This window comes from Providencia sp. AGC89 (assembly GCF_053543535.1).
On record NZ_JBIXLP010000026.1, the window covers coordinates 20,999 to 36,288 of the forward strand.

The following is a 15,290-nucleotide window of genomic DNA, read 5'->3' on the forward strand; positions in this document are numbered from 1 at the left end:
CTAAATAGTTCTCGTTGTGGCTAGGCGGCAAATGAAGGCATCCCAAGGAGCATACAAAGGTATGTGACTTGGGTAACTGAGTGTAGCCAACACCGCCACAGCGGGAAATATAACGGGTAAACAGATGAAAAAGATCCCTTGCACATTAATGCGTGGCGGCACCTCGAAAGGTGTATTCCTACTCGCAGATTCTCTTCCCAACGATATTCAACAGCGCGATAAGCTCATTCTTGCATTGATGGGTTCTGGTCATGCTTTACAAATTGATGGCATTGGAGGTGGTAGCCCACAAACCAGTAAAGTCGCCATTATTGGCCCCTCTTCTCACCCTGACGCTGATATAGACTATTTATTTGCACAAGTTTCTATTATGGAAGCGATTGTCGATACTGCGCCGAACTGCGGTAATATCCTGTGTGCGGTTGGCCCTTTTGCCATTGAAAAAGGCTTAGTCCCTATTCATCATGACACGACCACGGTAAGAATTCGTAATGTGAATACCAATACCTTTATTAATTCAACAGTACAAACACCTAATGGCGAAGTGAACTACCTTGGTGAAACCTCAATTGCTGGTGTACCTGGGTATGCAGCACCTGTTGCGCTAACATTTTTAAATGCCTGCGGTACTAAAACTGGGAAACTTCTGCCAACTGGGCACTCAATTGATACCTTTGACGGTGTTGAGGTGAGTTGCATCGATATGGCAACGCCTGTGGTACTCATTGATGCCCCTCAGATGAATAAAACCGGTTATGAGACGGCTGAACAATTAGAAACAGATGGCGAATTTATGCAGAAATTGGAAGCTATTCGCATTAAAGCGGGGGCAGCAATGGGTTTAGGTGATGTGAGCAAAAAAGTGATCCCCAAACCTATTTTGGTCTCTCCTGCTATCCATGGTGGTACCATCAACGTACGCTATTTTATGCCTCATAAATGTCATGGTGCCCTTGCTGTAACCGGCGCTATTGCTATTGCCACCAGTACCCTTTTACCTGACAGTATCGTGAAACAATATATTGATTCTGTGGATATGAAAAATATCGCTATTGAGCATCTCAGTGGAATGTTTGAAGTCTCATTAACTCCAAAAAGTGACTTTCCTGAGGGGCTACAGGCATCAATTATCCGTACAGCAAGGAAGTTATTTGAAGGTGATGCGTTTATTCCATAATACAAAATGAGAACCTGCCTCTTACCTAGAGGCAGGTAAACCATGCTATATCTCCCCGAACAACTCAACAAACTCACTATTAATATAATAAGAAACTTGGTGCGCTTCATCGGGAGTGGGTAATTCCAACTTGCCTGCCATTCTTTCCATAATATTATCTGGAACAGCATATTGCCGTTGTTGATTTTGTTGCCGCCATTGCTTGAATGGCACTTCCAAGTAAACTAAATGAACTTTTGCTTGATAACGTTCAAATAGGCTGATCATACTGGCTCGCAAAGAAGCGCTTAACGAAGTCGCATTCCAAATAAAATCCGTTTTAGTGCGCAGTAAACCTTTAGCTTGCTCTTTCGCTTGTTGAGCCACCCACCCTTGTGCATTTTTATCTGCAGGGTTAATTTTATGTTCTCGGCGAATATCATCGAGGCAAATTATTTGAGTTTGTGGATAAAACTGTTTTACAAAGTGATCCTTCCCCATACCGGGTAAACCGCATAACATAATCACTTCGCTACCAAACTCCTCAAAAGGGAGGTAATCTGCCGTGCCCTTCTGGTAGTGAAAATATTGGAAACGGCCCGCTAAAGAGGCAAATGATTTAGGCTTATCCCAACAATCTTGCTCACGACAAAATAATTCAAACAGCTCAATTCTAGCGAGTAAATCAGCTTTATCTTCACAAGTTCGGCCTATTGCATCCGCTTTCGCCAACATACACAACAACGGCATTTCGACACGTAAAGAGGCGGCAAATAAAGTACGCTCAGGGTCTGGTTTTTCCATTATCCATAACGGTAAGCCGTGAAAACGCACTAATGCAGCAATATGTTCACGAATGGCAAAAGGTGTTTCTATTTGACGAAATAATATATTCCGTACAGATAACTCACCTTTTTTAGCGTGCCCCGGTGAATGAATTCGCCCCTCTTCATCTTCACGTGTGGTACTGCGTTTTTCTACGTCATGCAATAATGCCGCAGTCCAAACCACCTGCTGCTTAAACGGTGATAGTTGCTGATATTCAGGCAAACTTTCAAGCGCGGCTAACACCATTTGGGTATGAATAGCCACATTACCCTCTGCATGGTGCAAGCTATCTTGTGGTACATTTTGCATGTCGCGGATAAAATCAAATTGAGCTTCAAGCTGCGACCAATCGCGGTTTTTTGTCAATTGCCAGCTCATCATTGCCCTCCTTGATATTCAAAAGCCAGTTTGGCTCTTTGCCAATTACGCTTCCAGTGGATATCTGTTTTGACATGATTTTTACGCACATATTTAAATACATGCGACATAAAATCATCTACTGGGAAGGCTTGGCTATCACGGCTAACAATACCTTCCATGCTACATGCTTTGCCTATATGTGTATCATAGGCAATAAATTGGCTATCTTGGGATGCGGCTTCTATTAATCCACGGGTATATTCTTGCTCAGACATATTCTTATTCAATGATAAATCCAACTGAGGCACCGTAGGGAAATCAAATAATGCTGCATAAAATTGCACTTCTTCCCAACTAAGCCAATAACCCCCTTGCCTAACGGCAAACAGATAAAAATAGTCTTCAATATGCTGATACTCAATGGAATGCACAGCATAAAGATTTTCACCGAATAGTTCGATATCACCTAAATCATCTTTAATTAACTGCCAACGCTGACGTATCTGTTGGCTCCATGCAGATTGTGTTGGCGCGCCATGAGAGCGTGCAAACACACCATAGCGATTTAAACAATTGTTTTCGCCATCGAGTTTTTCTGTGTGAATTAATTGCCCAATATTTTGGATGTGCGACCACCAATCGCTATTGATGCGATCGTCACTAGTCGTACCGGGTGAGAACGGATAATGATACGTTCTACCATACTTTCTTGATTGCATATTCATCATGCTTTCTCTAAAAAATAGAAATCACAACAAATCTTTTGCAAGATTTGCTTCTTTTATTGTTGAGAAATCAAGTGTTGGTATTACATATCTAGTCCGAGTGTCGGCCTCATATTGATACTGCCTAGCGTTTTCTCTAGGCCTGTTTGTGTTATATTCAGTGAGATCCTAACTTAACTGTCAAGGAAAAAACTATCAATTTATTCCTAAACTCATGAAAAACGCAGTTATTCGATAACAATTCGGCTTTCATCAATAGGGTATTTCACTACGATTTTATTGCAGTACAAACAATTATCTTGCAAAGTGACTGGTTCTTGCCCTTTAGTCGTCACTTTTTGCCAAATTTCATTGTGGCGATAAATCACCCCTTTTTCACGGGTAAATTTATGGTTTTTCTCATAAATATGGTATTTCGCCTCTCGCGGATCACTGCATAACAACTCCCCTTCAAGTTGGTGCTCAGCAATATTAAAAACCAATTGAAATGCACTTTGAGTTGGGTTGTAAAAGACAAGGTCGATGTAATTATAAAAAATGGCAGCGCCTGAGCCAAACGGCAATACTCTGCCCTCATCAGGAAAAGGGTCAAAACTATGATTAGCACGCTCAACCACCTGTAATGGTGAGTGCAAAATCATCCAGTGTATTAGGTTACTGAGCTGGCAAATTCCACCACCAATACCACTACTAGCTTCGCCAAATGATAATTCCATCCCCTCAAGAAACCCCCTACGCGCTGTGGGCTTTCCCACTAATCGACAAAAGGAAAAATACTCCCCAGGGTATATCGTAATACCATTCATGGCTTTAATGGCTATGCGCAAGTTAGTCACTTTGTTGTACTGCAAACGTAAATCCGACTCACCTAATTTGCGGATTAATTTGGATGTGTGCTTATTGTAGCGATATTCAAGACGTTCAGAAGATTTCGCTTTCGCATAATATTGAGAGGAAAATGCCCAATGCAGTCTTCGAGCTAGACGTTTTTGAGTCACACGCAGCCAATAGAGGATAGGATGATAAGAAGAAAGTGGCCGACGCATAACAAAACCTTATTGATAATAATTAACCAATAAATCATGTCATAACCGTAAATTTTACGACATAGTAACTATCTGATAATTCGCAATATAGCTATTCAATCACCTTGGTACCTGTACCGACTACAGATTACAAACCAAAAAATAAACTGGATGTATTCTAATCTGATGCTATTGCAACTAGGCGACAAAAAGTAACCCCTAGAACATACCAATGTATGACTAGGGGTTACTTTTAAAGCCAACAACACTGCGGCGCGAAAGCCAATTAGTAGAGACCGAGTACCGCACCAGCGCCAAGTAAAAATAGACTAAATAGCCAAATCCACCCAAATGAATAACGCAGGTGACGCCCCATATCAATCCCCGCTAGCCCCATGGCTAACCAAGCTGCCGGTGAAAATGGGCTAACAAAAGTCCCTGCATTATTACCAATAGCCATAGAGTAAACAACAGCAGATGGGTCTACCCCAACAGTGGCTGCAATTTGTTGAATTATCGGTAATAAAGCAAAATAATAAGCATCTGTACTGGTGAATATATCCATCGGCACACCCAAAATACCAACAAAGATATGCACTTTTGATACCCATTCCATTGGTAAAATAGCAGTTAAATCTTTTGCTATCGACTCAAGCATTCCCCCTTCAGATAAAATCCCCAAAAATGCTCCAGCTGCAAGTATAATCGCGACCATACCTAGTGCTTGTGGCGCATGAGCAGATAAGACCTTCATTTGGTCTCTAGGGTTAGGGAAGTTCACCATCAGTGCGATTGATAGTGCTATCATAAATACATATGGAGCTGATAATAAACCAAATGCCAGACACACCACCGATGCAACAATTAAACCACCATTAATTAATGGCTTTTTAGGCTTTTGGATAGTTTCATTGATTTCGCCAATTTCTTCACTCGCAGGTAATAATGAATCCATCTCATACGGCGTCGTCCCTTTCAACCGTGCGGAAGCTATGCGGCGTTTCTCACGCAAACCCATAATAATAGCGAATACCACAGCGCCACCCATACCAATTAATTGAACAGGTATAAGTTGCTGCCATAAAGTTGATGCGTCAATTCCAGTGACTGCAGAGGCGCGCCCTAAAGGCCCTCCCCAAGGCACCATATTCATCACCCCCATGCTTGCACACATCAGTAATAACATTAAATATGGGCTCATACCTAGCTGTCGATATAAAGGTAATAATGCAGGGATAATAATTAAAAATGTTGCTGCTCCTGAGCCATCTAAATGGACAATACCCGCGATTAGGGTAGTCATAATACAAACAACAACAATATTTCCACGAGTCATTTTGACCATTATCCGAATTAATGGGTCAAAAATATGGAGATCTTTCATCAAGCTAAAAAACAAGATGGCAAATAGAAACATTGCAGCGACTTTCGAGACTTTATTAATCCCACTCTCGAAGAAAACTGAAATTTCCGCTACAGAATATCCTGCAAATAATGCACCAATAAATGGTATACAGGACATTGCGATAATAGGGCTCACTTTTCCCATCATGAGCAATGTCACGATAGATACAATGATTAAAATACCAATAATTGTTAACACATCGACTTCCTTCTTAGAATTATATTTTTCAGGTGAAATAAGCTTTAATTAACTAGCCTAATTATTTAATGCTATTTTACGACTATGCAAATTGCGTAATTAAATTGTCTATTTGATTCAATATCAGTATGTTGCTTATATAAACCATTAGAAACAAGTGCAAGGCTATTTTTATATTTTTGCTGCGATAACAACTTGTTCACACTAATTAAAATCACTATTTAAAATAAAAAACCAGTGTATTTTTCTATTACAACCATTAAAACCATAAGGTGAAATTAAAACCATTATATATTGGTGATTATTTATTTAATTTATAAGTGACAGAATTATAAATACCAAGATAATATATTTACTCTACTATTTTATTTTTTATGCTATTTTTTTAAGTATTTCAGCTATTTTTTAGCCATCAACACAGGGATTTATACTTTTTTTTATGTTTTTCAAAGATCCAAAAAACTACTTGCTTTTTAGTTTCAACTTTATGTAAAGGTAAGGTTGATTTGCAATATCACACCATCTCACAAAAAGACCAAAATAAACTAGGTATAATATAAGAATAACTAAAGTTATCTAAAAAGGAATGTTCCTATGAGTCATCTTTTTTCATCCGCATCAATAGGCCAAGTTTCACTAGAAAATAGAATTATCGTTCCACCTATGTGTCAATATTCAGCAGACAATGGGATGCCAACGCCGTGGCACAAGGCGCATTATATGAACCTCGCTTTGTCTGGTGCTTCATTAGTCATTATGGAAGCTAGTGCAGTTACGCCCGAAGGACGTATTACACACAAGGATTTAGGGCTGTGGAATGATGAACAAATGGCCGCCATGCAGCAAATGCTGGTAGATATTAGGCAATATTCGAATGCACGTTTAGGAGTGCAAATAGCCCATGCAGGTAGAAAAGCCTCTACTGATTTACCTTGGTTTGGTGGAAAAAGCCTTCAAGCAACTGACCCTCATGGGTGGCAAACCGTTGCACCATCCGCGCTTGCTTTTGGTGATAACTACCTACCACGTGAGTTAACTATTGAACAAATTATTGAAATCAAAAAACAATTTATTGATGCAGCAAAACGAGCAGAACAAGCTGGATTTGACGTCATTGAAATTCACGCAGCTCATGGGTATTTATTGCATGAATTCCTATCCCCAGTTTCAAATCAACGCCAAGATGAATATGGGGGGAGCTTCGAGAACCGAAGTCGCTTATTAGTGAATATTTTTCATGAAATTAGAGAAACAATTAGCCCAAATATTGCAGTTGGCGTTCGAATTTCCGCAACTGACTGGCTTGAACACGGATGGAGCGTTCCCGAATCTATCGAGCTTACTGAAATATTAGAAGATTTAGGCTGTGACTATATCCATGTCTCCTCAGGTGGCCTATCTGCGGAACAACAAATTCCTTTAAGCCCTAATTACCAAGTTCCATTGGCTCAAGCAATTAATGAACATACTATGATGCCTGTTATTGCTGTTGGCCTTATTACAGAGCCATTACAAGCAGAGGCTATTCTGGCGACTCATCAAGCGGATTTTGTCGCTATTGGGCGGGGGATTTTATTTGAGCCACGCTGGCCATGGAGAGCTGCTTGTGAATTAAATCAGCAAGTTAATGTTGCACCACAATATTTACGTTGTGCACCACATCAGTTTAAAAATTTATTTAAATAGAAATAAAAAACCCGCAGCACTTATACGATGAATAGCCATCAAACTGCGGGTTTAAAGCGACTAACGTGCGTTTTGCGAACACTGCTGAACAAATTCGATCATGGATTTTTGGAATTCAGGTTCTGCATCACCTGACTTAGCCAATTCACCATCAATACGTTTAAATTCAGCTAAGCCATATTTCTCAATTGTTTTGTCATAGGCACATCCGCATATCGCTGAAACAGCATTTGCTGTTTCGCCCTGTGGATTCCCTGACCCTGCAACACAAGTATTCACAAAGTTAGTTTTATATTCAGCAATTTCTGCCTTTTCATCAGAACATGCAGATAACACAGCTACTGCCCCAACCATACCCAATATTAATGCTAATTTTTTCATCTTATGCCCATTTTCTCATTAAGCGCTTGACCCAAGAAGACAACAATAAACAAATTATCGTCTTAGTACTTCGCTATTTTGGATAGATAATTTATATTTACAACACCATTAATCTTAATATACAAAATAAGAACTTCTAATTTAGATAAATATTCCTATCTATGATTGTTACTATTAATCATAGACGTTTTCCTATAAAAGATCTGCAATCATTAAGTTATTTTTATAATTTAATTTCACTTAGGTAGCGAATTTGAACAACGCCAACGATAATAAAATAAAGCACATAAAATCAATATACAACCCACGATTTGAATCAAAGGCATCCGTTCGTGATACCAAATAGCCGCAACAAATACTGTCATAACAGGCTCTAGGATCATAATAATTGCAGCGTTTGCAGCTGTTGTGTTTTTCTGGCCAATAAGCTGTAAAATAAACCGTAAACTCGTCGCTATCACCACACTTGCAATAAACCACATCATCGTCGGTGCAGTAATACTGGCAGGCCACTCTTCCAAAAAGATGGATAGCACCAATCCTACAGTACCTGTGCAAGCTAATTGTATTGTCGTTAAAGGTAAAAGCGGCACGGTTCTGGTATATAAGCTGGTATAACAAAAATAAATAGCTTGGACGATAGCAGCACAAAGAAACCATAGTTGGCTCGCCTTAAATTCAAGTTGTGCCTTAAATAAAGTTAAGCACGCCAAACCCACTACAGCAACAGGAAGGGCTTGCCAAAAATAACGCACTGGCTTATTTTTTAAAATGACCCACGCAACTAAAGGAACAAATAGCATGGCTAGGCTCATAATGAATGCCCCTTCCCCTATCGAATCCGTTGTTGCCACTGCGTAGATCCATAACACCATATTCAATGCCATCCAACCGCCTGTCATTAATATTTTTGGCAGTTGTTGAAGAGTTACTTTATTTTTCTTTCCGCGACAAAATGGCAGTAAAATTATGGCGGCTAATAAGAAGCGGCTGCCGAGAAAGGCGAATATAGGCATTCCCTGTACAGCTTCGCGAGAAAAAACCCACCCCCAAGCTGCAATTATCGTGGTCAGCACTAAGAAAAATTCTGCCTTTCTTTGCGAATACATGTGTTCCTCTAAATAAATTCACCCTCAAGCACTTACATCATACTGGCTTTTGTAGGCAAACCAATCATATTTATTCGCTTTGTTAATTCATTTTCCAAATAAAAAAATACTTATCCAAAAAGCATAAATATGACCTTAGATGAGTAACCATTTCCTCTTAATGAAGCTAATTTAGCGCTTAAACTTCCTTTTCCCTTATTTATTTAACTGAAACCGAGTTTTATCGTAAAAAAGGAGGAAGTTTGTATAAAACCCCATCAATTTTTCTGACTTTACATATCTGAAATAATCACAGCAGACAAAATAAGCCACATATCATTACCTTAATAAAAGGCAAGTAATCATGATGATGCAAAAAAATGCCGACACTACCACCGATATAGTTAATAACGTTAAAAATGCCATTAATACTCGCAAATATGCACATGCTGATGAAATAAGCTTATTATGGCAACATGCAATGAAATCCCCCTATATGATCAGTTGGGGGCATGTGATGTTAATTGCGCTAATCGTCGCGGCTATCATTACTGTGATTAGCACATTATTTTTTTAAGTTAAAAACACCAATAAAAAATCGGGCTGTTCGCCCGATTTTTTATTCTAACTAGATAAATTTTTCACTATTACCAGTAACCTAAGAATTTCCACCAAATGCTACCGATAAAGAACCAAACGGCTAAATTTACAACACTCATGACAAAACCCGTTTTCCACCATTCGCCTAACGTCGCATAACCCGAACCAAAAATAATCGGCGCTGTCCCTGTACCATAATGCGTTAATGACATCATTAGTGAAGATGAGAAAGCTAACGTTAAAGCTAATAACATTGGCGGAGCACCAAGCGCTAAACCTGCGGAGAAAAATGCCGCATACATTGCTGTAATGTGCGCTGTGGTACTTGCAAAGAAGTAATGTGAATAAACATAAATTAAAACAAGGATTAGCATCCCCCACACCCAGCTTATTCCCATACTGTCAATCGTGCTACCAACAGTCACTGACATCCATTTAATTAAGCCTAGTTTGCCTAAGAAGGTCGCCATCATAACCAAAGCAGAGAACCATACTACCGTATCCCAAGCCCCTTTATTTTTCAGCACATCATCCCAATTAATAACCCCTGTTGCTAATAAAATACTCAAACCAATAAAAGCAGCAGTGGTAGCATTAACACTATAGGCTGGACCAAAAACCATGGCGGGCACACCAGCCCACATCAATAATAGCAGCCCGAAAACAGCAAGGGTTATTTTTTCGGGTAATGAAACCGCACCCAACTGTTTCAAACGCTCTTTAGCAAAATTCGGGGCATCAGGTGTTGAGGTAATTTCTGGTTTATACATAAAATAGATCACCAAAGGCATTAAGATTAATGACACAATGGCAGGTACAAATGCAGCTATTGCCCACATACCCCAAGTCAATTCATTACTTTGACTAGTTTCACTAATGATCAAACTTACTATCAATGGGTTTGGTGCAGTGGCAGTAATAAACATCGCAGAGGTAATGGGGTTAATATTGTAATTAACCAGCGATAAATAACGCCCTATTTTACTTGAGGTCCCATCTTCAGCTTTTGACCCAAAGCTATCCGAAATAGAACGCATAATGGGGTGAATAATCCCCCCGCCCCGAGCGGTATTACTTGGCGTTACTGGTGCAAGAATGGTTTCTGCAATTGCTAATGAATAAGCTATACCGAGTGTTTTTTTACCGAATAGGGAAATCACATAATAACCTATCCGAGCCCCAAGACCTGTCTTATTTAGGCTCATGGAAACCATAATAGAAATACCAATCAACCAAATTAAGTCATTGGAAAAACCACTTAATGCGTCAGCAATAGCGCCTTTGGTTGATTCTGGATTAGTGACTCCGGTTACAGCAACTAAAGAAATAGCCACAATAGAAACACCACCAATAGGTAATGCTTTACCTATAATGGCGGCAATTGTGCCAACAAATAATGCTAAAAGGTGCCAAGCATTTGGATTAACCCCTTCAGGTACAGGGATCAAGAACCAAATTATTAGCGTAATGGCAACTGCGATTAAGGTCGGTACAGGCTTTAAAGGTGTTAACTTATTCATAAGGTTATCCATGTACGTATAAAGATGGAAATACAGATTAATTTCAGTTATATATTCTGATTTTTATCATTATGTTAACAATACAGCTCAAAAACTTTGATCATTATCAGTGAGTAGCTTGGTTCTATTAAAAATAGCCAGACTATTTTGTAACAATAAGTAATATATAATTATAAGGTTATATTGACTCATTTTTTAAAAAAATAGAGGGCCACACTCTTATTTTAAAGAGTGAACCTATACAGCGAATTAATAATTCTCACATTTGATGATGTCAATACAGTTAACTATTCATTGTAATCAGTAAATTATTTCGATATTACCTAATATACTAAAATTTCAATTTTATTTATGTTTTTTCCTCTATTTTTGCAGGCTGAATCGAATTAATAAAATAAAAATAGTAAATAGTGTTATTTTTTTTGAGTGGATAAAAATACCACACCACGCACAATTGATTAAAAAAAAACCAAAATGAACAGTAATAATACTTACACAGCTTAAAAACAAACCAGATAACCGAATTAAACCAATATGACTCTCTTTATTAAAAGTATTGTTACCTAACCTAATAATTCCAATTAGAAATAACTATAAATATTATGCCTTGTTTCCATACACAGTGTGAATATTTAATCTAACATTAATAGTAGTTTCATTTCTAAATATGACTGATAAGGAAATTAAATGTCTACCATGAACACTTATACCACTAGTAATCATCAACCTTGCATTGTGCTATGTACAACGAATAGCCATGAAAGTGCAATTAAAATTGCACAACATATTTTAGCGAATCGCCTTGCAGCCTGTGTTTCACTATTACCAGAAGTGGTATCTATATATCTTTGGCAAGGTAACATTACACAAGATAAAGAAATTTTGCTTTTGATTAAGACAACACACGATAATCAGCTCAGTTTATTTAATGCAATAAAAGAAATTCACCCATACGAAACACCAGAACTTATTCGTCTTGACCCAAGCCAAGTCGAAGATAATTATTTACAATGGTTAATTAATTCCGTTAAAAAATAGCTATCTACATGAATTAATAAACATTATTTTACAACTCAGCGGCTTATTTATTTTTTTACAAAATTATTTTACTGGTCGGGTATGGTTTATACATAATTAGTGGTATACCAATAGGCTCGCTTTATATTTATTTTCCCTCCTTAATGTTTGGAGGTTTTTTTTTACCTAAAATTCCAGAACACTTTTCTATACGCCTTAAACTCACCACCAAACCCAAAAACCCAACATAAGCTAAATTTAACATATTTTAATTCATTGTTTATATTTCACGCAAATACCGGTTGATCATTTACATGATTACATTATATTAAATTATATAATATAAATAACATAAATATAGTGAGGAAGAAATGTCAGACTTCAAACAAATAACAACTCATATCAGCCAAAATTTGCCTGAACTCGCTAAGCATATTCCTGATGTGATGAAAAATTTTTCTAACCTAGTTAGTTCAGGTAGCCAAGATGGTGCATTAGATAAAAAAACAAAGGAATTGATTGCTATCGGTATTGCTGTGGCAAATCGTTGTGATGGCTGTATTGGTTTTCACACCAAAATACTGGTTGATTTAGGTGTTACCGAACAAGAGTTAGCAGAAGCACTCGGTGTGGCCATTTTTATGGGGGGTGGGCCTTCTGCAATGTACGCAGCAGAGACCATGAGTGCATACAAGCAATTTACAAGTAAATAAATATATTAATGTTGTCTCTGAATCTACTGGCTCAGAGACAACTAAATTGATTGCAATTTAAAAAGTCGCTTCTAACCCAAGCCTGAAGGTTCTTCCTGGAATTGGCATATAAATAACGGTTCCTGGGTCAAATGCATAACGATTCGTCAAGTTATCAATATTAAAATTCACATGGATATTTTTCTGAATAGAGTATTTACCTAACAAATCAAATGTTGTCGTGGAATACAGCTTGGTAACAGGTGCTGCAGCTGTTCCAGCTAGCCATTCTTGTGGGTAATCTTTCCCAGAGTTATAACGTACACGTAAACCTGTTTGTAATTTTTGATCAAACATTTTTACCCCAACAATTCCGGTGACAACTTTCTTGGGTGGAATACGTGAAGGTGATAACCCCCATGCAAAACCAACCGAATTACAAGCAGATGGTAAACTCCCTAGCGCCATTTCATCCCGAGAGCAAAGTTCTGCATTGTTATAAAAAGTGGCATCAACGGAACCAAATGCATAATTTGAATTGTATTTTAATTCAACCTCATAACCTGAAAGCTTAAACCTGTCATAGTTTTTGGTTATGACGTAAGGTGATGACCAATCCTCCAATTTAGGGTTCACACCTTGTGAAAGATAATCTTTGATATCATTATTAAAATACGCCACCCGCAACTCGGCAACATCTTCATCGGCAATCAAGTTATTTTTTTCAAGGTTCATGCCAACCTCAAACGACTTGGCATGCTCAGGTTTTAGTGGGGAGTTAGGGCTATAAGAGTAAGTCTGACCGGATGCCGTTGTTTCAAATAAACTAGGTTCTCTATAACTATCTGAATATTTAGTATAAATATCCAATTCATTCGTCATATGAAAACGCAATTCACCGAATAAATCATTCTTTGGCCCGTAATGAAGGCTTTTCCCTTGAACATGGTCATCAACATCAAACGAGTGGATGCGCCAACCCGCCAGCGCCGTGACCCAATCACCTTGGTACTCAACGTTAGTAAATGCGGATGTATTAATACCTTTCGCATTACGTGTTACCGGCGTCAGTTCGTCCCCCTCTAGTGTTCCATCGGGTGTCCATATCGGCTGATAAGTCTTACTAAGTGGCTTTGATTTCTGCTGCATATATTCCACACCATATGTAATCCCGATGGGATACGCGGCAAGCTCGGAAGTATTTTCTAAATTAAATCCAAGCCGCTCATCGGTATAACGGTGTTTATATTGATCACCATAATGAGCATTTACATTATCCGATGTACCATTACGTTGCTTAAACTTACCTTTCGTCCACCATACTCCTAAATTCATATCAACCCATAAAGAATCAGGTTTATACGAGTAGTTTAATGACGCGGTATCTATATTTGCGGTTCCTAACGACCACTGTGGCATTTTATTATCATACTGATACCAATAAGCAGCTAAAACTTCACCAGCTTGCTGTTCGTGGCGACGATAATTTAATTCAATACTAGAATATGGGTTAAGATAAATATTCGTCTTTAATAATGTTGACTGACTTTCATAACTCGTATTAACCACTTCTTGCCCGGGTTTTATCGGTGCATCTGTGGATGAATATTTATGATAACCATTTTTCCCTGCAAAAAAATTGCCTTGTTTTCTGTCACTATGCGCAATTAACACGTCAAACTTATCATTTCTATAGGCAATACCAGTGGTTATGGAACCATTATTAAAATGACTATTTTTAACACCATTAGATAACCGATACTCTGACTCCCGCCCTTCCTCTGATGCTATAGAAGGCCGTCGGTTATTGTTATAAATATTTCCTTTAAATAAAAACCCGAACTGCTCTCCTTGGGGGATAATACTATTAGCAGATAACGTTTTTAATTTAACTGTTCCACCGATAGCACCGCCGGAGAATTTACTCATCGATGCTCCTTTTTCGATCTCTATGGTATCAACCAAATCCATATCAATATAGGTTCTATCGGTGCTACCTTGATAACCTCGCCATGTATTCGTCGATTGCAAACTACCATCGATAATAATAGGCACTCGGCCATTACCTTGTAGACCTCGAATACCAATATCTAAAGCACCTGCTTCATTTCTGGCATTATTTATTTGAAGAGAGGTCTCATTAGCAAATATATCCGAATTAGGGTCATGTATTCAATCCGGTGATTAACCTGTAATATAGGGTAATTTATCGGAGAATATTCATGGCTAAAGTCGATGTAAGGTGCCCATTTTGTCAACAAACGCTCCCAGTGAAAAAACATGGATTAGGTAGCACTGGTCATCAACGTTATCGTTGCCAAGATTGCTGCCGAAGCTTCCAACTCGATTATAAATATCGTGCTTGCCAACCCGGAACTAAAGATAAAATTATCGACCTCACGATGAATAATGCCGGTATTCGTGATACTGCTAGGGCCCTTCATATCAGCATTAATGCGGTTGTTCGTACTTTAAAAAACTCTCGCCGAAGCAGGTAACGTCTTTACCGCTTGATAATTTGCACATTGAACTCCTTTGTGAAGTCGATGAACAGTGGTCTTTTGTGGCTAATAAGAAACAACAACGCTGGCTTTGGTATGCCTGGGAAC

13 protein-coding genes and 1 pseudogene are annotated in these 15,290 nt (G+C 38.4%); 6 read left to right on the forward strand and 8 right to left on the reverse strand.

From position 1 onward, the window contains the following. The first annotated feature begins 124 nt into the window (after positions 1-124). On the forward strand, positions 125-1,177 hold the full coding sequence (locus ACIPUA_RS06580) for a 4-oxalomesaconate tautomerase (RefSeq protein ID WP_449059454.1): 1,053 nt from the start codon (positions 125-127) through the stop codon (positions 1,175-1,177). A gap of 45 nt (positions 1,178-1,222) precedes the next feature. Here the strand turns inward: ACIPUA_RS06580 and ACIPUA_RS06585 are convergent, their stop codons facing one another. The 4 genes from ACIPUA_RS06585 to ACIPUA_RS06600 form a co-directional block, all read right to left on the reverse strand. Then, positions 1,223-2,362, reverse strand: a complete 1,140-nt coding sequence (locus tag ACIPUA_RS06585; protein WP_042844186.1) for an AAA family ATPase — start codon at positions 2,360-2,362, stop codon at positions 1,223-1,225. Continuing rightward, positions 2,362-3,069, reverse strand: coding sequence for an RNA ligase family protein (locus ACIPUA_RS06590; RefSeq protein WP_071548838.1), 708 nt, complete (start codon positions 3,067-3,069; stop codon positions 2,362-2,364). Before ACIPUA_RS06590 ends, ACIPUA_RS06585 begins: the two co-directional genes overlap by 1 nt. A gap of 227 nt (positions 3,070-3,296) precedes the next feature. After that, entirely contained in the window at positions 3,297-4,115 is an 819-nt protein-coding gene (locus ACIPUA_RS06595; protein ID WP_449059455.1) for a VanW family protein, read from the reverse strand. A 265-nt stretch (positions 4,116-4,380) separates the two neighbouring features. Continuing rightward, complete coding sequence (locus ACIPUA_RS06600) at positions 4,381-5,697, reverse strand: CitMHS family transporter (protein ID WP_042844188.1); 1,317 nt, start codon at positions 5,695-5,697, stop codon at positions 4,381-4,383. Positions 5,698-6,291: 594 nt separating this feature from the next. Here ACIPUA_RS06600 and ACIPUA_RS06605 point away from each other — a divergent pair. Beyond that, the gene (locus ACIPUA_RS06605; protein WP_042844189.1) at positions 6,292-7,383 is read left to right on the forward strand and encodes an NADH:flavin oxidoreductase/NADH oxidase; all 1,092 of its coding nucleotides are present in this window, start codon (positions 6,292-6,294) and stop codon (positions 7,381-7,383) included. Between the two features lie 60 nt (positions 7,384-7,443). Here ACIPUA_RS06605 and ACIPUA_RS06610 read toward each other — a convergent pair whose 3' ends face one another. After that, positions 7,444-7,764, reverse strand: coding sequence for a hypothetical protein (locus ACIPUA_RS06610; RefSeq protein ID WP_042844190.1), 321 nt, complete (start codon positions 7,762-7,764; stop codon positions 7,444-7,446). Positions 7,765-8,000: 236 nt separating this feature from the next. Beyond that, a complete protein-coding gene (locus ACIPUA_RS06615) occupies positions 8,001-8,873 on the reverse strand; it encodes a DMT family transporter (protein ID WP_048606911.1) in 873 nt (290 codons plus the stop codon). Positions 8,874-9,216: 343 nt separating this feature from the next. Here ACIPUA_RS06615 and ACIPUA_RS06620 point away from each other — a divergent pair, with 343 nt between their 5' ends. Then, positions 9,217-9,429, forward strand: a complete 213-nt coding sequence (locus ACIPUA_RS06620; RefSeq protein ID WP_042844192.1) for a hypothetical protein — start codon at positions 9,217-9,219, stop codon at positions 9,427-9,429. Between the two features lie 70 nt (positions 9,430-9,499). On the opposite strand, the gene ACIPUA_RS06625 is transcribed toward ACIPUA_RS06620, so the two are convergent. Further along, positions 9,500-10,972 carry an anion permease gene (locus tag ACIPUA_RS06625; RefSeq protein WP_042844193.1) on the reverse strand — a complete coding sequence of 491 codons (1,473 nt, stop codon included), beginning with the start codon at positions 10,970-10,972 and terminating at the stop codon, positions 9,500-9,502. Positions 10,973-11,659: 687 nt separating this feature from the next. Here ACIPUA_RS06625 and cutA point away from each other — a divergent pair. Together cutA and ACIPUA_RS06635 are read left to right on the forward strand one after the other, a co-directional pair. Continuing rightward, entirely contained in the window at positions 11,660-12,010 is a 351-nt protein-coding gene (gene cutA, locus ACIPUA_RS06630; protein WP_042844194.1) for a divalent-cation tolerance protein CutA, read from the forward strand. 350 nt (positions 12,011-12,360) lie between these two features. Next, positions 12,361-12,702 carry a carboxymuconolactone decarboxylase family protein gene (locus tag ACIPUA_RS06635; protein ID WP_042844196.1) on the forward strand — a complete coding sequence of 114 codons (342 nt, stop codon included), beginning with the start codon at positions 12,361-12,363 and terminating at the stop codon, positions 12,700-12,702. A 57-nt stretch (positions 12,703-12,759) separates the two neighbouring features. On the opposite strand, the gene ACIPUA_RS06640 is transcribed toward ACIPUA_RS06635, so the two are convergent. Further along, the gene (locus ACIPUA_RS06640; RefSeq protein WP_449059456.1) at positions 12,760-14,853 is read right to left on the reverse strand and encodes a TonB-dependent receptor domain-containing protein; all 2,094 of its coding nucleotides are present in this window, start codon (positions 14,851-14,853) and stop codon (positions 12,760-12,762) included. A 50-nt stretch (positions 14,854-14,903) separates the two neighbouring features. On the opposite strand from ACIPUA_RS06640, the pseudogene ACIPUA_RS06645 reads away from it, so the two are divergent. Then, positions 14,904-15,290, forward strand: a pseudogene (locus tag ACIPUA_RS06645) (IS1 family transposase); the annotation flags it as partial.

Bases quoted from the DNA above. Each gene is read 5' to 3' on its own strand.
- ACIPUA_RS06580 (WP_449059454.1), top strand. From the start codon at position 125: ATGAAAAAGATCCCTTGCACATTAATGCGTGGCGGCACCTCGAAAGGT.
- ACIPUA_RS06585 (WP_042844186.1), bottom strand. From the start codon at position 2,362: ATGAGCTGGCAATTGACAAAAAACCGCGATTGGTCGCAGCTTGAAGCT.
- ACIPUA_RS06590 (WP_071548838.1), bottom strand. From the start codon at position 3,069: ATGAATATGCAATCAAGAAAGTATGGTAGAACGTATCATTATCCGTTC.
- ACIPUA_RS06595 (WP_449059455.1), bottom strand. From the start codon at position 4,115: ATGCGTCGGCCACTTTCTTCTTATCATCCTATCCTCTATTGGCTGCGT.
- ACIPUA_RS06605 (WP_042844189.1), top strand. From the start codon at position 6,292: ATGAGTCATCTTTTTTCATCCGCATCAATAGGCCAAGTTTCACTAGAA.
- ACIPUA_RS06610 (WP_042844190.1), bottom strand. From the start codon at position 7,764: ATGAAAAAATTAGCATTAATATTGGGTATGGTTGGGGCAGTAGCTGTG.
- ACIPUA_RS06615 (WP_048606911.1), bottom strand. From the start codon at position 8,873: ATGTATTCGCAAAGAAAGGCAGAATTTTTCTTAGTGCTGACCACGATA.
- ACIPUA_RS06620 (WP_042844192.1), top strand. From the start codon at position 9,217: ATGATGATGCAAAAAAATGCCGACACTACCACCGATATAGTTAATAAC.
- ACIPUA_RS06625 (WP_042844193.1), bottom strand. From the start codon at position 10,972: ATGAATAAGTTAACACCTTTAAAGCCTGTACCGACCTTAATCGCAGTT.
- cutA (WP_042844194.1), top strand. From the start codon at position 11,660: ATGTCTACCATGAACACTTATACCACTAGTAATCATCAACCTTGCATT.
- ACIPUA_RS06635 (WP_042844196.1), top strand. From the start codon at position 12,361: ATGTCAGACTTCAAACAAATAACAACTCATATCAGCCAAAATTTGCCT.